Below are 23,338 nucleotides of genomic sequence, written 5' to 3'. Positions count from 1 at the left end.
GATGGAGTGGACCGAACCCGGAGTCTTCGAGGTCGCGCCCGGCGTGCACCGCATCCCGCTGCCCCTGCCCAACGACGGCCTGCACACCGTCAACGTCTACGCGATCGAGGACGGTGACGGGCTCGTCCTGATCGACTCCGGCTGGGCGCTGGACGCGGGCGAGACGGCGCTGGAGTCGGCGTTGGGCGCGCTCGGGTACGGCTTCGAGGACGTGCGCCGCTTCCTGGTCACCCACGTGCACCGCGACCACTACACGATGGCCGTGGCGCTGCGCCGCCGCTTCGGCACCAAGATCGCGTTGGGCGCGGGGGAGCAGCCGTCGCTGGCCAAGGTCATCGGCCGTGCCCGTGACGGTTTCCGCGACCTGGCCGCGTGGGGCGCGCCGCACCTGGCCGAGCGGTGGCGTGCCGTGGTGGAGTCGGTCGCCGAGGCGGAGCTGCGCGACTACGAGGAGCCCGACGAGTGGCTCCACGAGAGCGACCTGGCCCTGGACAAGCGGGTGCTGAAGGTGCTGCCGACCCCCGGTCACACGCGCGGACACGTCGTCTTCGTGGACGTCGACTCGTCGCTGCTGTTCGCGGGCGACCACGTGCTGCCGCACATCACCCCGTCGATCGGCTTCGAGCCCGCCCGGCCCGCGTTGCCGCTGGGCGACTACCTCGACTCGCTGCGCCTCGTCCGCGACTTCCCCGACCTGCGCCTGCTGCCCGCTCACGGCCCCGTCACGGAGTCCAGCCACGCCCGGGTGGACGAGCTGCTCGCCCACCACGAAGACCGCCTCACGGCCACGCTGGACGCCGTGCGGGCGGGCACCGGCACCGCTTTCGAGACCGCGCGCAAGCTCGGCTGGACGCGGCGCAACCGGTCGTTCGCCGACCTCGACCTGTTCAACCAGGTGCTGGCCACCGGCGAGACGGCCGCGCACCTCGACGTGCTGGTGCACCGGGGCCTGCTCACCGCCGAGTCCGAGGACGGCGCGGTGCGGTACTCGATCGGCTGAGACGCCAGGTCAGCGGAAGTGCTCGGCCAGGGCGGCGGCGAGCACGTCGGGCGCGACGCCGTGCCAGTCGCCGGCCAGCGTCCGGCGGCGCGCGTTCGGCAGGTGCCCGGCCACGCCGTCGGCCCAGCCGCGCAGGCGCTCGTCGCTGCCCTCGCTGTCCAGCACGAGCGTCGGCGCGGTGACCGAGGCCAGGTCCGGGACGGTGCCGGTGATGGTCAGGTCGTAGGAGGTGGTGTGGGCCATCGCCTCCAGCGCCGGCCAGCCGGGCGACTCGCGGATCCCGGCGGTGAACTCCTCCGGGATGCCGCACGCGACCTGGAACCGGATCACCGCGTCACCCCGCCGACCGGCCGCGACCAGGGCGTCGATCTCGTCCCGCGGGTCCGGCCCGGTCGGCTCCTCGAACGACAGCGGCGGCTCCAGCAGCGCCAACGCGCGCAACGGCACCCCGGCCGCCGCCGCGTGCAGGGCCAGCACCGCGCCCGACGAGAAGCCGTGGGCGAACGCCGTGCCGCCCGCCGCCTCCACGACCGCGGCCAGGTCCTCCACCTCGCGCTCGATCGCGTACGGGCCGCGGTCGGTGCTCTCGCCCCGGCCGCGCCGGTCGTAGGTGTAGGCGGTGTACCCGGTCAGGGCCTGCGCGACCGCGGGCATCGGCCCACCGCCGCGGAAGCAGCACGCGCCGTCCACCAGCACCACCGCGGGGCCGTCGCCGACCCGCGAGAACCCGATCGTCGTGCCGTCCGCCGAGATCACCGTGCCCATGACGGGCAACCTTAGCGGGGCAGCTTCACCACGGTGACGAAGAAGTCGTCGATCTGCCGCACGACCTCGATGAACCGGTCGAAGTCCACCGGCTTGGTGACGTAGGCGTTGGCGTGCAGGTTGTAGCTGCGCAGGATGTCCTCCTCCGCCTCCGACGTGGTCAGCACGACCACCGGGATCGGCCGCAGCGTCTCGTCCGCCTTGATCTCGGCCAGCACCTCCCGGCCGTCCATCTTCGGCAGGTTCAGGTCGAGCAGGATCAGCCCCGGCCGCGGCGCGTCGGCGTACTGGCCCTCGCGGCGCAGGAACTCCAGCGCCTCGACGCCGTCGCGCACCACGTGCAGCTGGTTGCGGATCTTGTGGTGCTCGAACGCCTCCTGCGTCATCAACGCGTCGCCGGGGTCGTCTTCCACCAGCAGGACGTCGATCACGTTCAGCGGGTTGCTCATTGCTCGTCGTCCTTCACTGCCGGCAGCGTGAACTTGAAGGTGGTGCCGGGCCCGGTCCCGCTGGTGTCCAGCCAGATCGTGCCGCCGTGGTACTCGATGATCTTCCGGCACATGGCCAGCCCGATGCCGGTGCCGGGGTAGTCGTCCTTGTGGTGCAGGCGCTGGAAGATCACGAAGATGCGCTCAGCGTACTCGGTGTCGATGCCGATGCCGTTGTCGCTCACCGTGAACGTCCAGAATTCGCCCGTCCGCTCCACGTCCACGCGCACGTGCGGCGGATCTTCGCCGTGGAACTTCAGCGCGTTGCTGATCAGGTTGCCGAACACGCCGCCGAGCAGCGACTCCTCGCCGCGCACCGTCGGCAGCTCGCCGACCTCGATGGTGGCGCCGGTCCGCTCGATCACCTCGGAGTAGTTGTCCATCACCTGCGCGACCAGCTCGTCGCAGTCCACGAGCGTCTGCTCGCGGGTGAGCCTGCCCACCCTCGAGAACGCCAGCAGGTCGTTGATCAGCACCTGCATCCGCTTCGCACCGTCCACGGCGAACCGCAGGTACTGCTCGCCGCGCTCGTCGAGCTGGCCGGAGTAGCGCCGCTCCAGCAGCTGGCAGAAGCTCGCCACCTTGCGCAGCGGCTCCTGGAGGTCGTGCGAGGCGACGTAGGCGAACTGCTCCAGCTCGGAGTTCGACCGCCGCAGGTCCTCCAGGTCGGACAGGATGCGCACGCGCATGGCCTCGACGTCCTCGCCGAGCATCACCGTCTCCCGCGGCCCGCCCGCCTCGACCGCGTGCGCGAAGTCACCCGACGACACCTGCCGCACGTCCGCGGCCAGCCCGCTCAGCGGCGCGATCACGATCCGGTACAGCACCACCGCCACCCCGGCGATGATCAGCACCAGCAGCACGCCGAGGCCGCCCAGCAGCCACAGCTGCGACCGGGCCACGGAGTCCAGCTCGCGCCGCGCGTCGACGGCGGCCTGGTCGAGCTTGCCGCCCAGCCCGTCGGCGGCGGCCCGGACCCGGTCGAACAGCCCCTTGCCGCGCTCGGCGTCGGCCACCGCCGAGCGCGGCTCGCCGGTCTGCCGCACCTGCGCCACCAGGGGCTCGGCGTAGGTCTGGCGCCACTCGGTCGCCCGCCGGTCGAGCTCGTCGAGGTCGCTCACGAGGTCCGGCCGCGTCGGGCCGATCAGGTCGCGGACCTTGTCGACGGCCTGCCGCTGGGCCTGCCGCCCCTCGGTGTAAGGGGTTAGGAAGTCGTCGTTCGCGGTGAGCACGTACCCGCGCAGCCCGCTCTGCTGGTCGACCAGCGCGGTGTCCAGGTCGCGGACCAGCTTGCCCGCGGGGATGACCTTGTCGAGCAGCGTCTTGCGCGCGTCCGTCAGGCCCGACATGGACACGGCCAGGCTGCCGATGATCGCCCCGCAGACGATGATCAGGATCGCGACGGCCGCGATCAGCAGCCGGCTCGCCGGCCAGCGGGTGCGGTAGTCGGCCATCAGTCGCGCTCCGAGATCAACAGCACGGCCATGTCGTCGTCCAGCTCCCCGCCGTTGAGTTCCTTCACCCTGCTGATCAGCTCGTTGAGCAGGGTCTTCGGCGTGCGCGCCCAGTCGGGCCGGGCCGTGGTGACCTCACCGATGAGGTCGATCAGGCGTTCGGAGCCCAGCCGCTCGGTGTCGCCCCGCACGCGGCCCTCCACCAGGCCGTCGGTGTAGAGCAGCAACGACCAGCCCGGCGGCAACGGCACGTCCAGGCCGCTCCACGTGCTGTCCGGCAGCACGCCCAGCGGCAGCCCGGCGCGGTCGCGGGGCAGCTCCACCACCCGGTCGCCGACCAGCAGCATCGGCTCCGGGTGCCCGGCCAGGTAGACCCGCGCCCAGCGGCGGTCCGGCGAGATCGTCACCATGCACGCCGTGGTGAACAGGCCGGGCTGGTGGCGCTCGTGCTCCAGGATCTGGTGCAACGTGCGCAGCACCCGGGACGGCTCCTGGTCGGCCAGCACCAGCGCCCGCCACGCGATGCGCAGCAGCACGCCGATCGCGGCCTCGTCCGGGCCGTGCCCGCACACGTCGCCGATGAGCAGTTGGAGCGTGCCGTCGGCGGTGCGCACCACGTCGTAGAAGTCGCCGCCCAGCTGCATCCGGCTGCCGCCGGGGCGGTAGCTGACCTCCCAGCCGATGTCCTCGCCGTGCATGATCGGCGAGGGCAGCAGGCCGCGTTCCAGGCGGGTCTTCTCCGCGGCCAGCAGTTGCTCGTCGCGCAGTTGGCGCTGGGTCTCCTCGACCCGCTTGCGGCCGACGGCGTAGCGGATGCTGCGGGCCAGGCCGACACCGTCCACGTGGCCCTTGACCAGGTAGTCCTCCGCGCCCTGGGCCACCGCCTGGGTGCCCTGGTGCTCGTCGTTGAGGCCGGTGAGCACGATGATCGCCACCGGCGCGGGGTTGGCCAGCAGCCTGGTCAGGCCGTCGAGGCCGGTCGTGTCGGGCAGGCCCAGGTCGAGCAGCACGCAGTCCGCCTTCGACAACAGGCCCTCGGCCTCGCGCAGGGTCCGCGCCCGGTGCAGGGCGACGTCCGCCTCCACCTCTTCCAACAGGGCTTCGACCAGCACGGCGTCCCCCTCGTCGTCCTCGACGAGGAGCACGTTGATCCGGTTCACCGCGGTCCGCGGTGTGGGGAGCCCTGCCACGGGGGAGGAGATTAGTCGAACTCGATCAGACCGGGGCGACGGCGGTGCGGTGGGGCGTGGTGACAGGCCCTGGAGGCATGACCGAAGATCCTCGCGTGACGTTCTCCCAGATGGTGGCGCTGACGACCCGTTTGCCCCGGCGGGGCCGCGGCTTCTGGTACTCCGTGGCGATCGACCTGCTGTGGCCGCTGGTGGTGTTGTTCGTGCGGATGCGGATGGCGGGCCGGACGAACATCCCGCGCGAGGGCGCGGTGCTGCTCGCGTCCAACCACCTGTCCTTCGCCGACCCGGTGACGCTGACGGCGTTCGCGCTGGCCTCCGGCCGGGTGCCCCGGTACCTGGCGAAGGCGAGCCTGTGGAAGGCGCCGGTGATCGGGTGGGTCATGTCGTCGGGACGGCACATCCCGGTCGAGCGGCAGAGCGTGCGGGCCGGTCAGGCGCTGGACAGCGCGCGCACGTCGCTGGAGGCGGGCGAGTGCGTGATCGTCTACCCCGAGGGCACCTTCACCAACGACCCCGACGGCTGGCCGATGCGCGGCAAGAACGGGGTCGCGCGGCTGGCGCTGACGACCCGCACGCCGGTCGTGCCGGTGGCGCAGTGGGGCACCCGCGAACTGCTGCCGCCGGGGAAGTTCCTGCCCCGGCCGTGGCGGAAGGTGTCGGTGGTGGCGGGCGCGGAGGTCGACCTGTCCGACCTGTACGGGCTGGAGCCGACCAAGGCCGTGCTGGACGAGGCGACCACGCGGATCATGGGCGCGGTGACCACGCTGCTCACCGGCGTGCGCGACCTGCCGCACCCCGGGAGCCGGTGACGCTCACGGCGTCTTCTTGACCCTGCGCTCGCGCTCCCACCGCAGGTACTGGCCCGTGACGGTGGACACGCTGGTGAGCAGCCACACGGCCACGCCCGCGTCGTCGGTGACGCCGATCAGCGGCAGCAGCTCCGGCAGCAGGTCGATCGGGGAGACCAGGTAGACCACGGCGAACGCCCACGTGGCCAGGGTGGACGTGGGCAGGCCGTAGGCCTTGCGCTCGCGCAGCAGCCGCGGCAGCGCCTTGGCCCGGTCGAAGACGGTCCCGACCGGGCGCGGCTCGCCGTTGCGCTCCCACCGGCGTCGCCTGCGCACGACCCACAGCACGCCGGCCGCCACGCCCAGCACCACGAGGCCGGCGCCGGCGACGGCGGGCGGCAGGCCGATCAGCTCGTCGTCACGCCAGAGCAGCGTGCTCAGCCCGAGCAGGGTGAGGACCACGCTGAGGAAGATCACACGTCCATGGTAGTGGCGGCGGGCCGCTCGCGCGGGTGGCGGAAGCTTCCGGGTCGGCGGGGGCGCGGCGCGGGCGGCCCGGTCAATACGATGGCGTCGTGGCCGAGTCACCCCGATTACCGGTGCGATCAGCGGTCGTGGCGCTGTTCGCCGTCACCGCCTGCGCGGTCCTCGCGGCCGGCGGGCTGACCGCCGCGGTGCTCGCCGACGACCCGCCGCCGCAGGAGGTGCGGGCCGAGCGTCCGTCACCCACCGCGCGGGAGGAGACCACGCGTGCCGCCGGGACGCCGTTGTGCCTGATCGGCTCGTGGCGCACGGTGGACGAGCGGCTGACGGTCAAGTTCTACCGCGACCGGGACCCGATCCCGTTCAAGGTCAGCGGCCGGGCGTACGAGTTCCGGCCCGACGGCACCGGGACCGAGCGGTTGGACGGCGCCGTGTTCACCGGCACGTCCCAGGGCAACGAGCTGCGGCTGGTGGGCAACGGGTTCAGCGAGTTCACCTGGACCGCGACCGACAAGGTCATCACCTACGGCGTCCGGACCCGCAGCGAGGCCGTGTACTCGTTCTACGACCAGCGCGGTCTGCTCCAGACCCAGCCGCTGCCGGGGAACTTCCCGATCAACGAGGTCAACGACTACGACTGCCGGGGCACGCAGCTCGTCGAGAGCAACGCGGCGCGGGGACTCCAGGGGACGTGGACGCGCACCGCCGCCTACGGGGTGTACGGCTGATGCGCGCTCTGCCGGCGGCGGCGCTGTCGGCCCCGTTGGCGTTCGGTGGGCCGTCGAGCCCGGAGGAGCCGGCCTTCGCCGTCGCCAGGCCGGCGGTCGTGCTCGTCACCGTGGAGTGGCACGGCTGGGTGCGGGACAAGCGGACCGGCGAGGTGTTCGGCGGTGAGCGGGGCTATGCCGTGCGGGTGACGTGCAGCGGCGCGGTGATCCGACCGGACGGGCACGTGGCCACCGCGAGCCACTGCGTCCACACCGGACCGCTGGGCGGTGCGGGCGCGTTGTTCGACGCGGCGGTCCGGGACCTGGCGGCGGTGGGTCGGGTCGCCGACCCGGTGACGGCCAAGGCGCAGTTGGTCGAGCACGCGGTGGCCGAGGGCGCGGGCGCGGACCGGCCGATCGACCGGTCGATCCGGGTGGAGCGGGTGGAGGAGACCGGTGCCGGGCCGGTCCGTGACGTCGCGCCCGCCACCGTGGTGGACCTCGTCGCGCCGGAGGACGGTGACGTGGCCGTGTTGAAGGTGCCGCGGGAGGGCCTGCCGTCGGTGGCGATCAGGGGCGACCGGGTGCCGGACGGCACGCCGGTGGTGGCCGTCGGGTACGTCGGTGCGGTGGATGACCCGAGCGTGGAGCCACGCGGGGAGAACGGGCGGGTGTCGGGGGTGCGGACGCGGGAGGGACGGACGTTCTACGAGGTCGGCGTCACCGTGGCGGAGGGCATGGGCGGTGGGCCGGTGGTGGACGTGGAGGGCCGCGTCGTCGGGGTGGTGAGCGAGGGGGAGGCGCGGTCGTCCGGCCTGGCGGCGGTGTCGTCGACGGTGCTGGAGGTGTTGGTGGGCAAGGGGGTGGAGGCGGGGCAGGGTGCGCACGACCGTGAGTACCGGGGTGCGCTGGACCGTTATTTCGCGGGGGACTTCGACGGTGCGGTGGAGGGGTTCGACGAGGTGCTGGCGGTGTCGCCCGGTCACCCGCAGGCGACCGAGTACCGGCGGCGGGCGGTGGAGCGCGGTGGGTCGGCCGGTGGCGGGTCGACGGTGCTGATCGCGTTGGCGGTGCTGTGCGGTGGGGTGGGCGTGGCGACCGCGACGGCGGGGACGGCGATGACCCTGGCCCGGCGGCGTCGGCTCGTGCCCGTCCCGGAGGGGTCCGATGTGGACGGTGCGAGCACGTCGGGCCCGCGTTCTGAGCGTTGAATTCGGGGGTCTTGAACGTAGGACTCACGCGTTCTGAACGTAGGACACGCGCGTTCTGAACGTAGGACACGCGCGTTCTGAACGTAGGACTCACGGGGGTGGGGGTTTGGCGGTGCGGCGGACTTCGGCCAGGTCGGCGGCGGTGACCAGGCGGACCTCGGCGGCGCGGCGGGCGACCGCGAACCTGGTGTTCTGCAGGCGGCCCGCGTGCGGTGACCGGAACGGGTCGTCCGCCGCGCCGAACGCGATCGCCGAGATCGCCCGGATCGCGTCGTCCACCCGTTGGGGCCGGTGCAGGTTCCACGCGTAGCCGTGCCACTCGCGGACCCGCTCGAAGATCTCCCGGTTCGACGGCGGCCTGGGGTAGTCGTCCGCGCCGACCAGCCACGGCTCGCACAGCGCCAGCGCCACGTACCAGTCCCGACCGCCCCGCACCAGCCCCGGGCCGGTCCGGGTGTCGTCACCGGCGGCACCGGCGGGCACCTCCAGCGCCACGGGCGCGTGCTCCACGTCGATGGTGAGCTGGAGGTCGGCGAACCCGTCGCCGGCGGCACGCCTGCCCAGCAGCAGCACGAGCTGGTTCTCCCCGGCGTCCAGCAGCGCCGACGCCGACCGGGTCAGGATCACCCGCCGCGCCCCGCCCGGCGCGTCGAACAGGCTCGACAACTGCGCCTCGCCCGCGCCCAACCACGTCAACGACGCCACGTCCGCGCCCACCGCCAGCTCACCGACGAGCCGCGACACGTGCGGCGCGCAGTCCGGCAGCGCCACGACCACCCGCCCGGCCCGGGTCGGGCCCACCACCGCGTGCGGCGCGCGTCCGAACAGCAACGACTCACCCGGCCCCAGCACCACCGACGCCAGGCCCGCGCCCCGCACCACCACCCGCGGCACGGCGCTACCCCGGGCAGCCGGGCGGGTCGCCGCGGTCCGGCCCCAGCGCACGCCACTCCTCGGCCAGCGTGTCGCGGTCGAGCGCGCCGCACAGCACCTCGACCGCGTGGTCGGGGACGAGGTCCCACAGGCGGGCGGTGCCGTCCGCGCTCACCGACGCGGCCAGGTCGCCGCCGGGGGCGAACGCCACGTCGTTCAGCTCGGCCCCGTGCCGGTCCAGCCGGGCCAGCTGCCGTCGACCGTCGACCTCCCACAGCCGCACCGCGGTGTCCTGGCTCGCGGTGGCCAGGGTCCGGCCGTCCGGGCTCCACGCCACCCGCCGCACCGGCGCGTCGCTGCCGGTCAGGGTGCCGACCTCGGCACCGTCGCGCACCCGCCACAGCTTCACCAGCCGGTCACCTCCCCCGGTGGCCAGCACCGAGCCGTCCGGGCTGTACTCGGCGTCGATCGCGACGCCGTCGTGGCCGGGCAGGGTGCGCCACGGCGCGCCGGGGTCCGCCAGGTCCCACAGCCCGACCCGGCCGCCCGCCAACGTGACCGCGAGCGTGCGGCCGTCCGGGTGGAACGCGAGGCCGGTCGGGTAGTTGGGCTCGACCCCGTTGAGCGGGGTGTTGCGCGGCTCCTGGGCCGTCGCACGCCGGTTCACCACCTCCAGGTCGGCCGCGTCGAGCAGCAGCACCTCGTCGCGGTCCTCCTTCGACCCGGTCGGTGCGCGGCCCGCGACGGCGATCGTCTTCCCGTCGGGGCTGAACTTCACGGCGGTGAACTCGGTGCCGGGCCGGGAGAACCGGCGTGCCTGCGCGCCCGTGTCCGCCCGCCACACCACGAGCGTGCCGTCCTCGGCCACGGTGACCAGCTCCGTGCCGTCCGGGCTGAACGCCACGTCGTAGACGTCGTCGCCGTGCCCCTTCACCTCGTGCACCAGCCGGGAGTCGCGGTGGTCCCACAGCCGCACCACGCCGTTGCCGCCGGTGGTGGCCAGCAGCGACCCGCCGGGCTGGAACGCCGTGCCGAGCAGCACGGCGTCCCGCGGGCCCAGCGTCGTCCGCTGGTAGGCCCAGACCGTGATCACGCCCGCGGAGTCGGAGGTGAGCAGCGTGCGGCCGTCCGCGGTCATCGCCACGGCGAACGTGGTCACCGACCCGGCGGCGTACTGGGTGATCAGGTCGCGGGTCGCCAGGTCCCACGAGTACACGCTCGACCCCACCGCGCCCGCCACCACGGCCGAACCGGACGGGGTGAACGCGACCGAGCTCAGCCCCGCCTCGGCCGCGGTGAACACCTCGCGCGCGGCCCAGGTCGCGGTGTCCCACAACCGGACCGTCGCGTCCATGCCCGTGCTGGCCAGCAGCCCGCCGCCCGGCGCGAACGCCAGCGAGTTCACCTCGCCGGTGTGCCCCTTCAGGTGCGCGACCCGCGCGCCGTCGTCGATGCGGTGCACCACGACGTCGTTGCCGCTGGTCAGCGCGACCAGGCCCGCGTCGGCGAGCAGCGCCATCCGGATGGAGGGGCCGACCTCGAACACCGCCCGCTCGGTGAACCCGGCCGTGTCCCACACCACGACACCGCGGTCGGTGAAGGCGGCGAACGTGTCGCCGTCGGGCGAGAGCGCCGCGTCCACGGCCCGGCCCGGCACGGTGAACACCCGCTTGCGCCCCGGCACGTCCCACAGCTCGACCTTCGAGGTGATCGCGTCGGCCGTCGCGAGCAGCCGGCCGTCGGCGCTCAGCTCCGCCGTGCGGTACCAGCCGCCCTTGTCGTCCAGCAAGGCCAGCTCACGGCGCGCGGGCAGGTCCCACAGCCGCAGCGTGCCGTCACGGCCGCCGGACACGGCCACCGCCCCGTCACCGCTGACCGCCAGCGCGTTGACCGCGCCGACGTGCCCGGTCATCCGGCCGCGGTAGGCGTCGGTGATCGCGGACAGCACCGCGCCGCGGCCCTCGACGGTCGGGCTCGCCCGCCACGCGCCCAGCGCCGCCAGCGCCGCCCGCCGCGGGTCCACCGTCCTGGCCACCGCCGACTCCGCCGCGAGCTGCCGCGACAGGTTCTGCTGCCGCCCGCTGTCGGCCCGGTCCCGCTCCGCCTGCGCCGACCGTTGCAGCCGCGTCGCCACCACGACGGCCACCGACGCGACCACCAGCAGCAGGCTCAACGCGACCACCAGGCCGCGCAACCGGTTGGTGCGCCGCCGTGCCGCCACCAGGCCCGCCTGCTCGGCCGCCGTCGACCGGGCCAGGAACTCCCGCTCCACCGGCTGCAACCGCACCCGGTCGCGCGCCGACTCCAGCCACGCCGTCAACGACGCCAGCCGCACGCCCCGGTACAGGTCGTCGTCGTGCTGCCCCGACTCCACCCACGCCCGCACCGAGTCGGTGAACCGGCGGTGCTGCACCAGCCCCGCGCGGTCCTCCTCGATCCAGTCGCGCAGCCGCGGCCACGCGGTGAACAGCGCCTCGTGGCTCAGCCGCGCGCCCGAGCCGTCCACGGTCACCAGCCGTGCCGCGATCAGCCGGTCCAGCACGTGCTGCTGCGCGGCGAACTCGCGCGGGTCCACCCGCCGCCGCACCACCGCGCCGTCGTCCAGCACGGCCACCAGCCGCAGCAGGATCGCCCGCAACGCGTGCCGCCCGGCCGGGTCCAGTGCCGAGTGGATCTCCTCGGCGGTGCGCGACACCGCGCCGTCGATCCCGCCCGCGCGGCGGTAGGCGGCCAGCGTCAGCACCGGGCCGTCGCGGTGCAGCCACGACTCGCGCAGCGCGTGCGCCAACCGGGGCAACGCGCCCGGGTCGTAGCCGAGCTCGCCGCGCACGCCCAGGTCGGCGATCATCCGCTCCGGCAGGCCGGGTTCCACCTCGACCCCGAAGTCCTTGGCGGGGCTGACGATCGCCTGCCGCAGGCCGGTCGCGTCCAGCGGGCCCAGCAGCACCGGCGCGGCCAGCGCGGGCCGCAGCGGCGCCAGCTCGATGCACCGGTCCACCAGGTCCGCCCGCACGGCCAGCACGACCAGCGCGGGCCGTGCGGTGGTCAACGCGGTGGTGAACGCCAACCGGTCCGGCTCGGGGGCGTTGAACACCTCCTCGAACTGGTCGACCACGATCACCGGCCGGGCGGTGGCGCAGTGCTCGCCGAAGCGCAGCGGTGACTCCCGGATGACCCGCGCCCACCGCGCCGCGTCGACCGGCGTGCGCGCGGCCATCGCGGCGGCCAGGTTGCCGACCGGGTCCACGCCCGGTGTCAGCACCACCTGCGGCCACGTCTCGTCGTCGTCGCCGGCCAGCGCGGGCAGCAGACCCGCTTTGAGCACGGACGACTTGCCCGCGCCCGAAGCGCCGACCAGCACGACCGGCTCGCCGCCGCGCACCTGCTCGGCCAACCGGACCAGCAGTTCGGTGACGACGTGCTCGCGACCGTGGAACAGGTCGGCGTCGTCGCGCTCGAAGCCGCTCAAGCCCGGGTACGGGATGGCGGGCGACCGCGGGTGCGCGGCGCGGGGCTTGGCCGTGGAACGCAGGATCGCCCGCACCAGCCGGCCCTGGTCGTCGCCCGGACCGGGTGACGTGGGCTGGGCGGCCCGCGCGGTGTCACCGTCGAACGCGGCCTCGCGCGCCGCGGTGATCAGCGCCGTGGCCGACTCGAACCGCCGCGCCGGGTCCTTGGCCAGCCCGCGCAGCACCACCGCGTCCAGGGCGGGCGTCACGGTGGGGCTGAACACCGACGGCGCGGGCGGCGGTTGCAGGAGGTGGGCGGCGACCTTGGCGGCCGGGTCGGCGGCCGGGTGCGGCAGGCGACCGGTCAGGCACTCGAACAGCACGCACGCCAACGAGTACTGGTCCGAGCGGCCGTCGACCGGTCCGCCGGACAGCCGTTCCGGGGCGAGGTAGTCCCAGGAGCCGACCAGGTCGCCGGACCGGGTCAGGGCGGTGGCCTCCGGCGAGGTCTCCCGCGCGATGCCGAAGTCGGCCAGGTAGGCGTGGTCGTCGGCGGTGATCAGGATGTTGGACGGCTTCACGTCCCGGTGCACCAGGCCGTGCCCGTGGGCGGCGTCCAGCGCGGCGGCGACCTGGGCCAGGATCTCCAGCGCCCGCACCGGGTCCAGCGGGCCCGCGCCCAACGCGCGCCGCAGGTCGGTGCCCTCGACCAGCATCATGTCGAGGAACAGCCGGCCGTCGACCTCGCCGAAGTCGTTGACCGGGATGACGTGGGGGTGGCGCAGGGCGGCGGCGATGCGCGCCTCGCGCTGGAACCGGGCGCGGTACTCGTCGTCGGTGGCGGCGGGGGACAGGCGCTTGAGCGCGACCACCCGGTCGTGGACGGTGTCGCGGGCGCGGTGCACGACGCCCATGCCGCCCTGCCCGAGCAGCTCGCCGATCTCGTACCGACCGAAGTCCGCCAAGCCGGATCGCGCCCCTTCACCTCGCCCCGGTCGAACCTTACTGGGACGAGGTGCGCGGCCGGGAGGGCCGAAGGCCGCGGGCGGGCCGTGGCGAGCCCACCCGCGGCCGGTGCCGGCTCAGATGCCGCAGGACGACGCCGACCAGAAGCGGCTGCCCCGGTGGTCGACGTGGGTGTGGTCGCCGTGACCCGGGTAGCCCGGGCCGAGGATGCCGTTGAAGCCGTGGTTGCGCGCCTGCTGCGCCAGGCGGCACAGCGAGTGCGGACCCGCACCCAGGTCCACCGCGTCGCCGTACAGGTGCCGGGAATCGGCCGCGCCGCCCACCGCGCTGTTGCACGAGGTGCTGCGGAACCCGCTCGTGACGCGGATCGACTGGTCGCCCAGGGCGTGCCGCAGCGCCTGCAACTTCCACATCGACACCAGCGCGTTGAACTTCGCCGTGGCCGCCGAGACCTTGCCCCCGGCCCACGTCGAGTTGCAGTTGTTCAGCTCGGCGTAGGAGAAGTTGACAGGCGTGCAGTCGTCGTCCTGCAGGGCGTAGATCCGCGAGTACGTCGCGTTGCCCGCCACGCCGTCCGCCGCCAGGCCGTAAGCCTGCTGGAAGCGCACGAGCGCCGACCGGGTCGCCGGCCCGAAGGAGCCGTCGAGGGCGAGCACGGAGCCGTAACCGGGGTAGCCGGACAGCCGGATCTGCAACTGGCGCACGTCCTCGCCGGACGCGCCCTCGGACAGGGTTCGGTTCCAGGTGTAGCAGCCGTCGGCTTGCGCCGTGCCGCCGCCCGCCACGAGAACCACGGCGACGAGCGCCAGCGAGGCGAGGTAGGAGACTAGTCGGAGCACAGGGACCTCCAGACCGGGTTGGGGGACGGCTCTGGAGCCTGACGGAGAGGTAAACTTGCGTCAATCTGTCGCAGATGTCTGAATATTTCACACCATGCGAACAGTTTGTGAACGACCGGTCGTCGTTCCGTGCTCGTACCTCACCACGACGTGCCTCCGGCCGGCCGGGCGGGCCTTCGGGGCCGCGAAGCCGCCGTCGTCTCACCGTGGTCTGGCCTTCGGGCTGCTGCGGGCCAGCGAGCGACCCTGCCCGCGTGAGCGCACGACCGGCGCGTGCGAGGGCGGCAGGGGCAACGGCTGGGACTCCTGCTGTTGGCGCGGCACGCGGGCCAGTTCGACCGGGTCGGCGAACTGGGTGCGGTTCGGCTTCGGTTCGCCGCGCGCCGCCTCGGCCCGCGCCGCGACTTCCTTGAGCAACGCGTTCTCCAGCCGCAACGCCTCCGTGCGCACCGCCGCGAACCGCATCGACTGCTCCGACCGAGTCCGCCCCGCCGCCGCCCGCGGCGCCGCCTCGAACCGCACGGATTCCACGCGCGGCGATTGGGCGGTGGTGGGTTGAGGCACGGCCGGTTGGGTGGTGGTCGGTTGCGCGGCGGCGGCTGGTTGGGGTGCCTGGTGCGGCAGTCGGCGTGGGGGAGTGCTCGCGGTGACCCGGTTCTGCCGCCACAGCTCCGTGGACAGCTTGATCATCGCGGTCGGCGCGTCCAGTCCCACCATCCCGACCAACCGCCCGTCGGCGATGAACCCGGTGATGGTCCGGTGGTCCTTCTGCGACCCCGCCAAGGTCGTCGTGTCCTTGCCCAGCGCGGGCAGGCCCGAGCCCTGGATGCGCATCCCGTACTGCTCGGTCCAGAACCGGGGTACAGGGGTGAACGGCCGCGAACTCTCCCTGCCCGCCAACAGGTTCTCCGCGGCCGCCCGCCCCATCTCCACCGCGTTGAGCCAGTGCTCCACCCGACGCGGCTGCCCTCCGAACCGGAGGTTCGGCCACCGCGCGACATCACCCGCGGCCACGACGTCGGACCCGCCGACCACGTGGCACGTGGGGTCGCACAGCACGCCGTCCTCCAGCACCAGACCCGACCCGCGCAGCCAGGCCACCGACGGCGAGGCGCCCACCGCGATCACCACGACCGCGGCGAAGAACACCTGACCGTCGGAGAGGTGGATCGCCACCCCGCCCGCCTGCCGCACCCAGTGCCGGATCTTCACGCCCATCGCCATCCGCACACCGCGCACCCGGTGCGCCTCGGTGACGGTGTCGGCGATGTTCTTGCCGACCGCGCTGCCCAACAACGCGGACGACCGGCTCACGATGGCCACGTCACGGCCCATCGTCTTCACCGACGCGGCCATCTCGCAGCCGATGAGGCCGCCGCCGACGACCACGACCAGCCCCTGCGTCGCGTTGATCGCCCGCTTGATCGCGATCGCGTCGTCCACGGTACGCAGCACGTGGATGCGCGGGTCCTGGCGCGGCGCGCCCGCCAGGTGACGCGGTTCGACCCCGGTCGCGATGACCAACCCGTCGTAGCGCAGCTCCTCGCCACCGGGCAGCCCCACCACCCGCCGGTCCGGCTCCAGGTGGGTCGCCGCGGTGCCCAGCCGCCACACCGCGTTCAGCTCGCGGCTGATGGTCAGCCGCAGGTCCGACGCGATCAGCTCGCCGTTGATGGCCTCCTTGGACAGCGCCGGCCGGTGGTAGGGCAGGTGCCGCTCCGCGCTCACGATGACGATCTCACCGCGGAAACCCAGCTCCCGCAGCCGTTCGCCCGCGCGCAGGCCAGCCAACCCGCCACCCGCGATGACCACGCGTTCCTCGTTCTTCACCGCACACGCTCCCGCAGCTCGATCGCCCGCATCGGGCACGCCCGCGCGGCGGCCCTCGCCTGCGCGAACTGCTCGGGCGGCGGCCGGCGCTCGTAGCGCAACCGCTCGTCGTCGACCAGCTGGAACAGGCCCGGCGCCTCGGCCTGGCAGATGCCGTAGCGGTGGCAGCGCTCGTTGTCGACGCTGATGTCCAACGCGCTGCCGCCCGCGCCGTCCGGCTCGGGCTCGAACCCGGGCTCCGGTTCCAGCATCCCCAGCCTCACCAGCCAGTGCGGCGGCAGGAAGCGGGCGACGGCCATGGTCGCCGTGGGGACCAGGATCGTGAGGCCCGCCAACCACAGCACGGCCAGGTTGCCGTTGGCGATCGCGCCCAGCCAGGAGTGGACCACCGTGACGGCGACCGCGACGTAGGCGAGCTGGTGCAGCCGCAGCCACTTGCGGTAGTAGACCTTCTTGCGCAGGCCCGCGGTGATCGCGATGGTCAGCATGATCTCCAGGCCGAGGATGCCCAGGGCGTGCCGGAGCACGCCGCCGTCGTAGAACGGCACCAGGACCTTCAAGTACGAGAAAGCTCCGAGCTGCAACAGGGTGAACGCGAACGCGTGCAGCGACCCGAACGTCAGGGCCGCGGTCGCCAGCACCATGTGGCTGTTGCGCAACCCCTGTCTGCCGGAGACCTTGTTGGCCCAGCCCGTGGCGATCAGCACGCCCCAGCACAGGGTGGCGCACATGGTCGCGTAGGCCAGGCGCGCCGAGATCTGCGCCACGTGGCGCACTCCGGCGTCGTGGTCGCCGCCGGTCGCCTGGGCGATCAGCAGCGGAACCTGGGTGAGCACTGGTGTCTACCTCCGAGATGGCGGGAGAGAACTCGCAGGCGGTGGGCGGGGTGGTCGACCCGCCCGGCGGGCCGCGCAGGAGTGGTCACGACCTGCCGGGCGGGTTCGAGGGTGGGGAAGTTCTCCGCGATGGGAGACGCGTGGCACCGGTCCGGGCACCACCTCCTCTCACTTGACGTCGGCGCGGGGCCGCAGCAGGCGCAGGATCGCGATCGTCACCACCGCGCCTGCCAGGCACATGAGGAGCACGACGAGGGGACTGGGCCCGCCCGCGGGCAGCCGGGCCGAGGCGCGCACCGGGTCGGCGTTCACCGCCGCGGCGGGTGCCGCGCCCGCGGCCACCGGCTTGGCCAGACCCATGTCGGTGACCAGGTTGGTGCTCTCCAACAGGGTCATGTGCTTGAGCACGATCTGGTTGCACACCTGGGCGAACTGGCGGATCGCCTCGTTGCGGGTGGTGGCCCGCACGGTCGCGATCGCCGGGAAGATCGAGCCGTGCGCGGCCCGCAACCGGTTGGCGAACGAGTCGTCGAACGCCGCGCCGGTCCGCGCGCGCATCTCCGCCATCCACGACTGCTGGTCGGCGTTGGCCTCGTCCGGCAGCGCGACACCCATCTGGGACGCCAGCCGCACCACCCGCTCGTCGAGGAACGTGTGGTCGCTCGCCAGTTGCGCGCCGACCTCCTTGACCCGCGTGCTCGCCGCACGGGTCTGCGCCTCCTCGCCCATGGGCATCTCCCACAGGCCCGCCAGCCGCACCTTGACCAGCAGTTCCTTGTCCTGCGCGGTGATCGGGCCGAGCGGCGTCTGCTCGACCGGTCCCGCGCCGGGCGGGTCGTCGGCGTGCGCGACACCGGGCAGCGCGGGCAGCACCAGCAGGCCCAAGGCCAGCACGACGGCCGTGAAACGCTTGGCAGACATGGCTTTCTCGTCCTAGTAACCGTCACCGGTGGACGGTTGGCCGAGTGCCGCGCCGTCGTCGGCCTGCGCCTTCTTGCCCTCGGGCGTCACGGCGAACCACGTGCCGCCCTTGCCCTGTCCGGCGAGGTCGCCCGCCTTCTTGTCGCCCGCGTACCGGTACAGGGGCCAGCCGACCAGCGTGACCTGCTTGCGGCCGTCCGCGCGGGCCACCGAGCCGACCAGCGTCGGGTCCACCCCGGAGGTCATCGTGTGCTCGCCGACCAGCACCGGCGGCCACGTCTTCAGGCACTCGGCGTCGCAAGTGGACTTCGACGGTTTCGCGGTGTCCTTGTCGTAGCGGTACAGCGCGAAGCCGCCCGCGTCCGCGACGAACCAGCCCACCTGCTTCGACTCGGTGGCCGAGAGCATCTGGTGCGGCTGGTTGCCGAATTCCGGCTGTTGTTGGAGAGTCGTCGAACCGGAACCGGCGCCACCCGCCGGGTTCTGGCTCGCGGTGTTGTCGACACCAGTCGCGCCACAGGCGCTGACCAGCACCGACACCGCTGCGGCCGGAACCAGCAGCAACGCCTTCCGGGTACGTCGACCACGCATCATTGGTCCTTTCTCCTGCCGGCTGGTCCGCCGAAAGGACTAGTGGACCGGGAGACCGGGTCCGTGCCTTTGAAGCGGATACCGTGGAGTACGGACACGATGCGATGACGGTTCACGAACAAATCGACGACTTTTTTTGCGGCCAAACTCTCGACGCGGCCGCCCCCGGCGCGCTTGGATGCTCGGCGTGGCGCGGCACAGACGCAGCACTTCCCCCCGAAGAGATCGCAGTTGGCCGGACTCCAGTCTGGAAGACGAGCTGATCCGCAGGCTCTACCAGGAGTTCGGCAGCGCGCTGCTCGGGCATGCCATGAGGTTGACGGGCAGCGACCGGCAGTGGGCAGAGGACATCGTCCAGGAGACGCTCGTCCGGGCTTGGCGCAACGCCGAGAAGCTGGAGCGGGACCCCGTCCTGCTGCGCTCCTGGCTGTTCACCGTGGCCCGGCGGCTGGTCATCGACGACCGTCGCAAGCGGAGCGTCCGACCGCAGGAGTCGGAGTTGACGCCGTCCGACGAGGCCCCGCAACGCGACGAGGCGGACCGCACCCTGGCGGCCATCGTCGTCGCCGAAGCGATGAACGGACTGACGGAAGAACACCGGGAGGCTATTCTCGAGACGTACTTGAGGGATCGGACCGTCGGGGAAGCCGCAGCGGTGCTCGGGGTACCGCCCGGCACGGTGAAGTCCAGGGTGTACTACGCGCTTCGCGCCCTGCGGCGTGCGTTGCAGGATCGGGGCTGAACAGGTGACTTCGCAGCCGTTCCACGTCGACGTGGCGGCGTACGTCCTCGGTGTCCTCGACGAGGACGAGGTCGACGCGTTCGAGAACCACCTCGCCCAATGTCGTCGATGTGCGCTCGACCTGCGTGATTTCGCCGAACTGCCCGACTTGCTCGACGAGGCCGACGCCAACGGCATGCTGCGCGCCAACGCGGGGGAGCGGCCCGACGGTCGTTCGGTGCGCGCGATGCTCGACTCGGTCTCCGAAACCAGGGCGCGCAAGCGCCGCACCGTCGCGCTGCTGGCCGCCGCCGCCGCGGTGGTGCTCGTCGCGCTGACCGCGGTCGTGTCGGTGAACGTCGCCGCACCGTCCGACCCGGTCGCCGCCCCGTCCACGCCCCGGGTGCCGGAGCGGTCCAACGTGGCCAAGGGCGCGCCCGACTCGTCCGGCACCATCACCCGCACCGACTCCACGACCGGCGTGTCCGCCCGGCTCTCGGCCACGCCCGAGCCGTGGGGCACGTCGTTGCAGCTCGAGGTGAGCGGCGCGAAGGGACCGACGCGGTGCGAGCTGGTCGCGAAGTCGCGCACGGGCGAGGCGATGGTCGTCGGCTCGTGGCTGGTGCCGACGGCGGCCGCGGCCAAGGACCCCGTGACGTTGCAGGCCTCGGTGGGCCTGCGCTGGCACGACATCTCGGAGTTCGTCGTCCGCGACACCGCACAAGGCACCACCCTGGTCCACCTCCCCACCTGACCCCCACGCGTGAGTCCTACCTTCGCGTCGCGTGAGTCCTACGTTCGGAACGCGCGTGTCCTACGTTCGGAACGCGCGTGTCCTACGTTCAGGACCCCCGAGTTCAACGTTCAGGACACGCCCGGCGCACCACCGTTCAAGACCCGAGCCGTCGGCACGGCGTTGAATCCCTCTCGGGAGACGGCGTCGTGCCGTCGTGCGAGGAGGTCGTGGTGGAGGTCGGATTCGTCGGTCTCGGCATCATGGGGCAGCCGATGGCGCTCAACCTGGCCCGGTCCGGCCGGCCGCTCGTGGTGTGGAACCGGTCGCCGCACCGGGCCGAGCCGCTGCGGGAAGCGGGCGCACGGGTCGCCGCCACACCCGCCGAGGTGTTCGCGAGCGCCGACGTCGTGATCCTCATGCTCGCCCACCAGGACGCGATCGACGCCGTCCTCGAACGCCGCACGGACCGGTTCGCCGACCTCGTCAACGGCCGCACGGTGGTGCACATGGGCACGACCTCGCCGGGCTACTCGCGCGACCTGGCCGCCGACATCCGCGCCGCCGGCGGCGACTACGTCGAAGCGCCCGTCTCCGGCTCACGCGGCCCCGCCGAGGCGGGCGAGCTCGTCGGCATGCTCGCGGGCGACCCCGACGCCGTGGCACGGGTGCACGACGTGGTCGCGCCGATGTGCGCCGAGGTCGTCGACTGCGGCCCCACGCCCAACGCCCTGCTGATGAAGCTGGCCGTGAACCTGTTCCTGATCACCATGACCACCGGCCTCACCGAGTCGTTCCACTTCGCCGAGCGCCACGGCCTGGACCTCGGCACGCTGGTCGAGGTGCTGGACAAGGGCCCGATGGCCAGCAAGGTCTCCCGCGCGAAGACCACCAAGCTGCTCACCGACGACTTCGACGCCCAAGCCGCCGCCCGCGACGTGCTGACCAACAACGAGCTGATCGCCGACGCCGCCCGTGCCGCCGGGGTCGCCTCACCGCTGCTGGACGCGTGCCTGGCCCTGTTCACCCGCGCGGTCGAGCTGGGGCACGGCAAGGAGGACATGATCGCCGTCGTCCACGCCCTGCGGGAACGGTCAGATTCGGCGCAAACCCATCAGGACGCGTTCCATCAACTCCAGTGACGGGCGGCCCTTCTCGTCGATCGCGCGATCCTCGTGCACGTTGATCAGGCTCATGTCGGACATGTCGGCCAGCAAAACGCGCACGACACCCAACGGCAACCGCAGCGTCGCCGCGACTTCCGCGACGGAATGCGGATTGCGGCACAGGTCGCTGATGATGCGGTGTTCCGCGGTCGACGTGAGGGCGTCTCGCGCCGCCCTTTCATTCGTCGTCACGATGGTCTCGATGGCCAGCGTCGTCGCGGAACGCGTGCGCCCGCCGGTTCTGGTGTAGGGACGCACCCGGAGGGTCGACACACCAGCTCCTCAAAGCCGTCGGCGTTGATCTTGGTCACGCGGGGGTCAGGGTCGCTGACGCCGGTAGACCCTACGAGTGATCACCGCTCCTGTCTCGGTTTTCCCGCCATGTGGGAGCAACCGCGTGTTGTGGCGACGGTCCGTGCCCGGTCGTGTCCGGGCGGTGTTCGACGCCTCCCGCAGGCGTCGGATGATCGGTCCGCTTCACCGCCTGTTCCCCCTCCGTTCGGCTCCGGATCGCCTGGGACTGGGTCGTCCCAGGCGTCCGCCGGGGATCTACCCGATGGGTGTGGGATTCGCGATCACGCTTACCTCGCAGAACACGTCGAGGGTTTTCGGTGTCCTGGTGATGAGCTCACCACCGAGCGGCTTGTGGCCGAAACCGAACGTAGTGACGGGTGGAGCGCTCTCACAACGGTTGTTGACCAAGGTTTGAGGTTCGGGCGTCCCGCAGGGGCATGGGGGAATTGCCCCGACCGTGATTCCGCGGTCATTCCCGACGCGCCACCACGCGGGCATCCGTCACATTTTGCCCCTGCGCCGCCGCTCGTGACGCAGATGATCACCGTCGCGTCGGTGCTGCTCTCGGTGTTCGGCGCGCTGCTCGTCCTGGTGGTGGCACTGGTCGCGTGGGCCGCGCGACCGGACGGTCCACTCAGGACTGTCCAGGCGCGTTCGGCTTCCGCACCGCCGCGGGCAGGGTGAACTGGATCGTCTCCCGTGCCGTCTCGCGCACCTGGACGTCCCACGCGCCCAACGCCTCGATCACCTCGTCCACCAGCCGGGGCGGCGCGGACGCGCCCGCGCTCACCCCGATCACCCGGACGCCGTCCAGCCACTCCTCGCGGATGTCGGTGACGTCGTCGACCAGGTGCGCGGCCGTGCCCATCCGGCGGGCGGTCTCCACCAGGCGCACGGAGTTCGACGAGTTCGGCGACCCCACCACCAGCACCAGGTCCGCGTCCCGCGCCACGTCGCGCACCGCGTCCTGCCGGTTCGTGGTGGCGTAGCAGATGTCCGCCGACGACGGCCCCCGCAACGCCGGGAACTTCGCCCGCAACGCCGCCAACACCTCGGCCGTCTCGTCCACCGCGAGCGTGGTCTGCGTCAGGTACGACACCCGCGTCGGATCCGGCACCTCCAACGCCTCCACGTCCGCGACCGTCTGCACCAGCACGGTCTGCGCGGGCGCTTCACCGAGCGTGCCCTCGACCTCCTCGTGCCCGGCGTGCCCGATGAGCACCACCGTGTCACCCCGCGCGGCGTACCGCTTCGCCTCCGCGTGCACCTTCGTCACCAACGGGCACGTCGCGTCGACCACCTCCAACCCGCGCCGCGCGGCCTCCTCCCGCACCGCCGGCGACACCCCGTGCGCCGAGAACACCACGACCGCCCCATCCGGCACCGCGTCCAACTCGTCCACGAACACCGCGCCCCGCGCCTCCAGCCCGGCCACCACGTGGGTGTTGTGCACGATCTGCTTGCGCACGTGGACGGGCCCACCGCGCTGGTCCAGGAGGCGGTCGACGATGTCGATCGCGCGTTCCACCCCGGCGCAGAACGACCGGGGCGACGCCAGCAGCACAACGGGGAGGGCCACGGCACGGCTCCTAGTCAGGTCGGTGTCTCGCCGAGCTCGGCGGGCAGGTCCGGGCTCTGGGGGGCAGGGCTGGGGTGGAGAGGTCCGGTACGGGTCGGTCTGGGTGCGGGGGTGGGTCGGGTGGTCTGGAGATCGTGCAGGTGCGGCGGGTGCGGCTGGTGCGTGGGTGGGTCTGGCAGACGGGTTGGCGCGGTGCGCGGGCTGGATGTGGCGGGCGACGGGCGGGCGGGTTCGGTGGCGGGCCGGGCGTGGCGGGCCCCGGGCGGCTGTGGCGAGTCGGGTGGCCGTGGCGAGTCGGGCGGGCGTGGCGGGTCGGGCGGCTGGCTGGCCGGTCGGGTGAGCAGGTCGGGTGGGGGGTAGGGCGGGTGGTCGGGTCAGGTGGCGAGGGCCTGGCAGGGCGGGGCTGGCGGGGCGGGGCTGGTGGGGCGGGGCCTGGTGAGGCGGGGTCGGG

General features: G+C 72.9%; 21 protein-coding genes. 7 read left to right on the top strand and 14 right to left on the bottom strand.

What is annotated here, in order from left to right; all coding sequences use genetic code 11:
• Position 1: 1 nt before the first annotated feature.
• Positions 2 to 1,000 carry an MBL fold metallo-hydrolase gene (locus tag LZG04_RS10240; RefSeq protein ID WP_233815579.1) on the top strand — a complete coding sequence of 333 codons (999 nt, stop codon included), beginning with the start codon at positions 2 to 4 and terminating at the stop codon, positions 998 to 1,000.
• A 9-nt stretch (positions 1,001 to 1,009) separates the two neighbouring features.
• Here LZG04_RS10240 and LZG04_RS10235 read toward each other — a convergent pair whose 3' ends face one another.
• Genes LZG04_RS10235 through LZG04_RS10220 form a run of 4 tightly spaced genes read right to left on the bottom strand, consistent with a single transcriptional unit; the run spans position 1,010 to position 4,897 of the window.
• A complete protein-coding gene (locus LZG04_RS10235) occupies positions 1,010 to 1,765 on the bottom strand; it encodes an alpha/beta fold hydrolase (RefSeq protein WP_233815578.1) in 756 nt (251 codons plus the stop codon).
• Positions 1,766 to 1,776: 11 nt separating this feature from the next.
• Positions 1,777 to 2,214 (bottom strand): response regulator, encoded by a 438-nt coding sequence (locus LZG04_RS10230; protein ID WP_233815577.1) that lies wholly within the window; start codon positions 2,212 to 2,214, stop codon positions 1,777 to 1,779.
• Positions 2,211 to 3,707 carry an ATP-binding protein gene (locus tag LZG04_RS10225; RefSeq protein ID WP_233815576.1) on the bottom strand — a complete coding sequence of 499 codons (1,497 nt, stop codon included), beginning with the start codon at positions 3,705 to 3,707 and terminating at the stop codon, positions 2,211 to 2,213. The genes LZG04_RS10230 and LZG04_RS10225 overlap by 4 nt, the downstream gene beginning before the upstream one ends.
• Entirely contained in the window at positions 3,707 to 4,897 is a 1,191-nt protein-coding gene (locus LZG04_RS10220) for a PP2C family protein-serine/threonine phosphatase (protein ID WP_233815575.1), read from the bottom strand. The genes LZG04_RS10225 and LZG04_RS10220 overlap by 1 nt, the downstream gene beginning before the upstream one ends.
• Before the next feature lie 77 nt (positions 4,898 to 4,974).
• On the opposite strand from LZG04_RS10220, the gene LZG04_RS10215 reads away from it, so the two are divergent.
• Positions 4,975 to 5,709, top strand: coding sequence for a 1-acyl-sn-glycerol-3-phosphate acyltransferase (locus LZG04_RS10215; RefSeq protein WP_233815574.1), 735 nt, complete (start codon positions 4,975 to 4,977; stop codon positions 5,707 to 5,709).
• Positions 5,710 to 5,712: 3 nt separating this feature from the next.
• Here the strand turns inward: LZG04_RS10215 and LZG04_RS10210 are convergent, their stop codons facing one another.
• Positions 5,713 to 6,165: a YkvA family protein gene (locus LZG04_RS10210; RefSeq protein WP_233815573.1), complete on the bottom strand. Its 453-nt coding sequence runs from the start codon at positions 6,163 to 6,165 to the stop codon at positions 5,713 to 5,715.
• A 98-nt stretch (positions 6,166 to 6,263) separates the two neighbouring features.
• On the opposite strand from LZG04_RS10210, the gene LZG04_RS10205 reads away from it, so the two are divergent.
• Both LZG04_RS10205 and LZG04_RS41595 read left to right on the top strand, forming a co-directional pair.
• Positions 6,264 to 6,899, top strand: coding sequence for a hypothetical protein (locus tag LZG04_RS10205; protein ID WP_233815572.1), 636 nt, complete (start codon positions 6,264 to 6,266; stop codon positions 6,897 to 6,899).
• Entirely contained in the window at positions 6,899 to 8,089 is a 1,191-nt protein-coding gene (locus tag LZG04_RS41595; protein WP_267935809.1) for a trypsin-like peptidase domain-containing protein, read from the top strand. Before LZG04_RS10205 ends, LZG04_RS41595 begins: the two co-directional genes overlap by 1 nt.
• A gap of 90 nt (positions 8,090 to 8,179) precedes the next feature.
• Here the strand turns inward: LZG04_RS41595 and LZG04_RS10195 are convergent, their stop codons facing one another.
• From LZG04_RS10195 to LZG04_RS10165, 7 genes are all read right to left on the bottom strand, one after another.
• The gene (locus LZG04_RS10195) at positions 8,180 to 8,983 is read right to left on the bottom strand and encodes a hypothetical protein (protein ID WP_233815571.1); all 804 of its coding nucleotides are present in this window, start codon (positions 8,981 to 8,983) and stop codon (positions 8,180 to 8,182) included.
• A 4-nt stretch (positions 8,984 to 8,987) separates the two neighbouring features.
• Complete coding sequence (locus tag LZG04_RS10190) at positions 8,988 to 13,376, bottom strand: protein kinase (protein ID WP_233815570.1); 4,389 nt, start codon at positions 13,374 to 13,376, stop codon at positions 8,988 to 8,990.
• A 117-nt stretch (positions 13,377 to 13,493) separates the two neighbouring features.
• The gene (locus tag LZG04_RS10185) at positions 13,494 to 14,216 is read right to left on the bottom strand and encodes a D-Ala-D-Ala carboxypeptidase family metallohydrolase (protein WP_233815569.1); all 723 of its coding nucleotides are present in this window, start codon (positions 14,214 to 14,216) and stop codon (positions 13,494 to 13,496) included.
• Between the two features lie 201 nt (positions 14,217 to 14,417).
• Entirely contained in the window at positions 14,418 to 16,046 is a 1,629-nt protein-coding gene (locus LZG04_RS42415; RefSeq protein ID WP_233815568.1) for an FAD-dependent oxidoreductase, read from the bottom strand.
• On the bottom strand, positions 16,043 to 16,882 hold the full coding sequence (locus tag LZG04_RS10175) for a ferredoxin (protein WP_233815567.1): 840 nt from the start codon (positions 16,880 to 16,882) through the stop codon (positions 16,043 to 16,045). The genes LZG04_RS42415 and LZG04_RS10175 overlap by 4 nt, the downstream gene beginning before the upstream one ends.
• A gap of 168 nt (positions 16,883 to 17,050) precedes the next feature.
• Complete coding sequence (locus tag LZG04_RS10170; RefSeq protein WP_233815566.1) at positions 17,051 to 17,803, bottom strand: DUF4142 domain-containing protein; 753 nt, start codon at positions 17,801 to 17,803, stop codon at positions 17,051 to 17,053.
• 12 nt (positions 17,804 to 17,815) lie between these two features.
• Complete coding sequence (locus tag LZG04_RS10165) at positions 17,816 to 18,394, bottom strand: hypothetical protein (RefSeq protein ID WP_233815565.1); 579 nt, start codon at positions 18,392 to 18,394, stop codon at positions 17,816 to 17,818.
• A 178-nt stretch (positions 18,395 to 18,572) separates the two neighbouring features.
• On the opposite strand from LZG04_RS10165, the gene LZG04_RS10160 reads away from it, so the two are divergent.
• The 3 genes from LZG04_RS10160 (at position 18,573) to LZG04_RS10150 (ending at position 20,990) form a co-directional block, all read left to right on the top strand.
• Positions 18,573 to 19,136 (top strand): sigma-70 family RNA polymerase sigma factor, encoded by a 564-nt coding sequence (locus LZG04_RS10160; RefSeq protein WP_233815564.1) that lies wholly within the window; start codon positions 18,573 to 18,575, stop codon positions 19,134 to 19,136.
• A 4-nt stretch (positions 19,137 to 19,140) separates the two neighbouring features.
• The gene (locus tag LZG04_RS10155; RefSeq protein WP_233815563.1) at positions 19,141 to 19,869 is read left to right on the top strand and encodes an anti-sigma factor; all 729 of its coding nucleotides are present in this window, start codon (positions 19,141 to 19,143) and stop codon (positions 19,867 to 19,869) included.
• 212 nt (positions 19,870 to 20,081) lie between these two features.
• A complete protein-coding gene (locus LZG04_RS10150; protein ID WP_233815562.1) occupies positions 20,082 to 20,990 on the top strand; it encodes an NAD(P)-dependent oxidoreductase in 909 nt (302 codons plus the stop codon).
• Here LZG04_RS10150 and LZG04_RS10145 read toward each other — a convergent pair.
• On the bottom strand, positions 20,943 to 21,287 hold the full coding sequence (locus LZG04_RS10145) for a DUF742 domain-containing protein (protein WP_233815561.1): 345 nt from the start codon (positions 21,285 to 21,287) through the stop codon (positions 20,943 to 20,945). The two genes, LZG04_RS10150 and LZG04_RS10145, sit on opposite strands and share 48 nt — an antisense overlap.
• 655 nt (positions 21,288 to 21,942) lie before the next feature.
• A complete protein-coding gene (ispH, locus tag LZG04_RS10140; RefSeq protein WP_233815560.1) occupies positions 21,943 to 22,887 on the bottom strand; it encodes a 4-hydroxy-3-methylbut-2-enyl diphosphate reductase in 945 nt (314 codons plus the stop codon).
• Positions 22,888 to 23,338 lie beyond the last annotated feature (451 nt).

The sequence above is a fragment of the Saccharothrix sp. S26 genome (genome assembly GCF_021390395.1).
Classification (GTDB): domain Bacteria; phylum Actinomycetota; class Actinomycetes; order Mycobacteriales; family Pseudonocardiaceae; genus Actinosynnema.
The sequence above is the reverse complement of the archived record's forward strand: the minus strand, read 5'-3'. Positions and strand labels throughout refer to the sequence as shown.

Coding starts and splice junctions, on each gene's coding strand:
- LZG04_RS10215 (WP_233815574.1), top strand. CDS start 4,975: ATGACCGAAGATCCTCGCGTGACGTTCTCCCAGATGGTGGCGCTGACG.
- LZG04_RS10235 (WP_233815578.1), bottom strand. CDS start 1,765: ATGGGCACGGTGATCTCGGCGGACGGCACGACGATCGGGTTCTCGCGG.
- LZG04_RS10230 (WP_233815577.1), bottom strand. CDS start 2,214: ATGAGCAACCCGCTGAACGTGATCGACGTCCTGCTGGTGGAAGACGAC.
- LZG04_RS10160 (WP_233815564.1), top strand. CDS start 18,573: ATGCTCGGCGTGGCGCGGCACAGACGCAGCACTTCCCCCCGAAGAGAT.
- LZG04_RS41595 (WP_267935809.1), top strand. CDS start 6,899: ATGCGCGCTCTGCCGGCGGCGGCGCTGTCGGCCCCGTTGGCGTTCGGT.
- LZG04_RS10225 (WP_233815576.1), bottom strand. CDS start 3,707: ATGGCCGACTACCGCACCCGCTGGCCGGCGAGCCGGCTGCTGATCGCG.
- LZG04_RS10165 (WP_233815565.1), bottom strand. CDS start 18,394: ATGCGTGGTCGACGTACCCGGAAGGCGTTGCTGCTGGTTCCGGCCGCA.
- LZG04_RS10240 (WP_233815579.1), top strand. CDS start 2: ATGGAGTGGACCGAACCCGGAGTCTTCGAGGTCGCGCCCGGCGTGCAC.
- LZG04_RS10170 (WP_233815566.1), bottom strand. CDS start 17,803: ATGTCTGCCAAGCGTTTCACGGCCGTCGTGCTGGCCTTGGGCCTGCTG.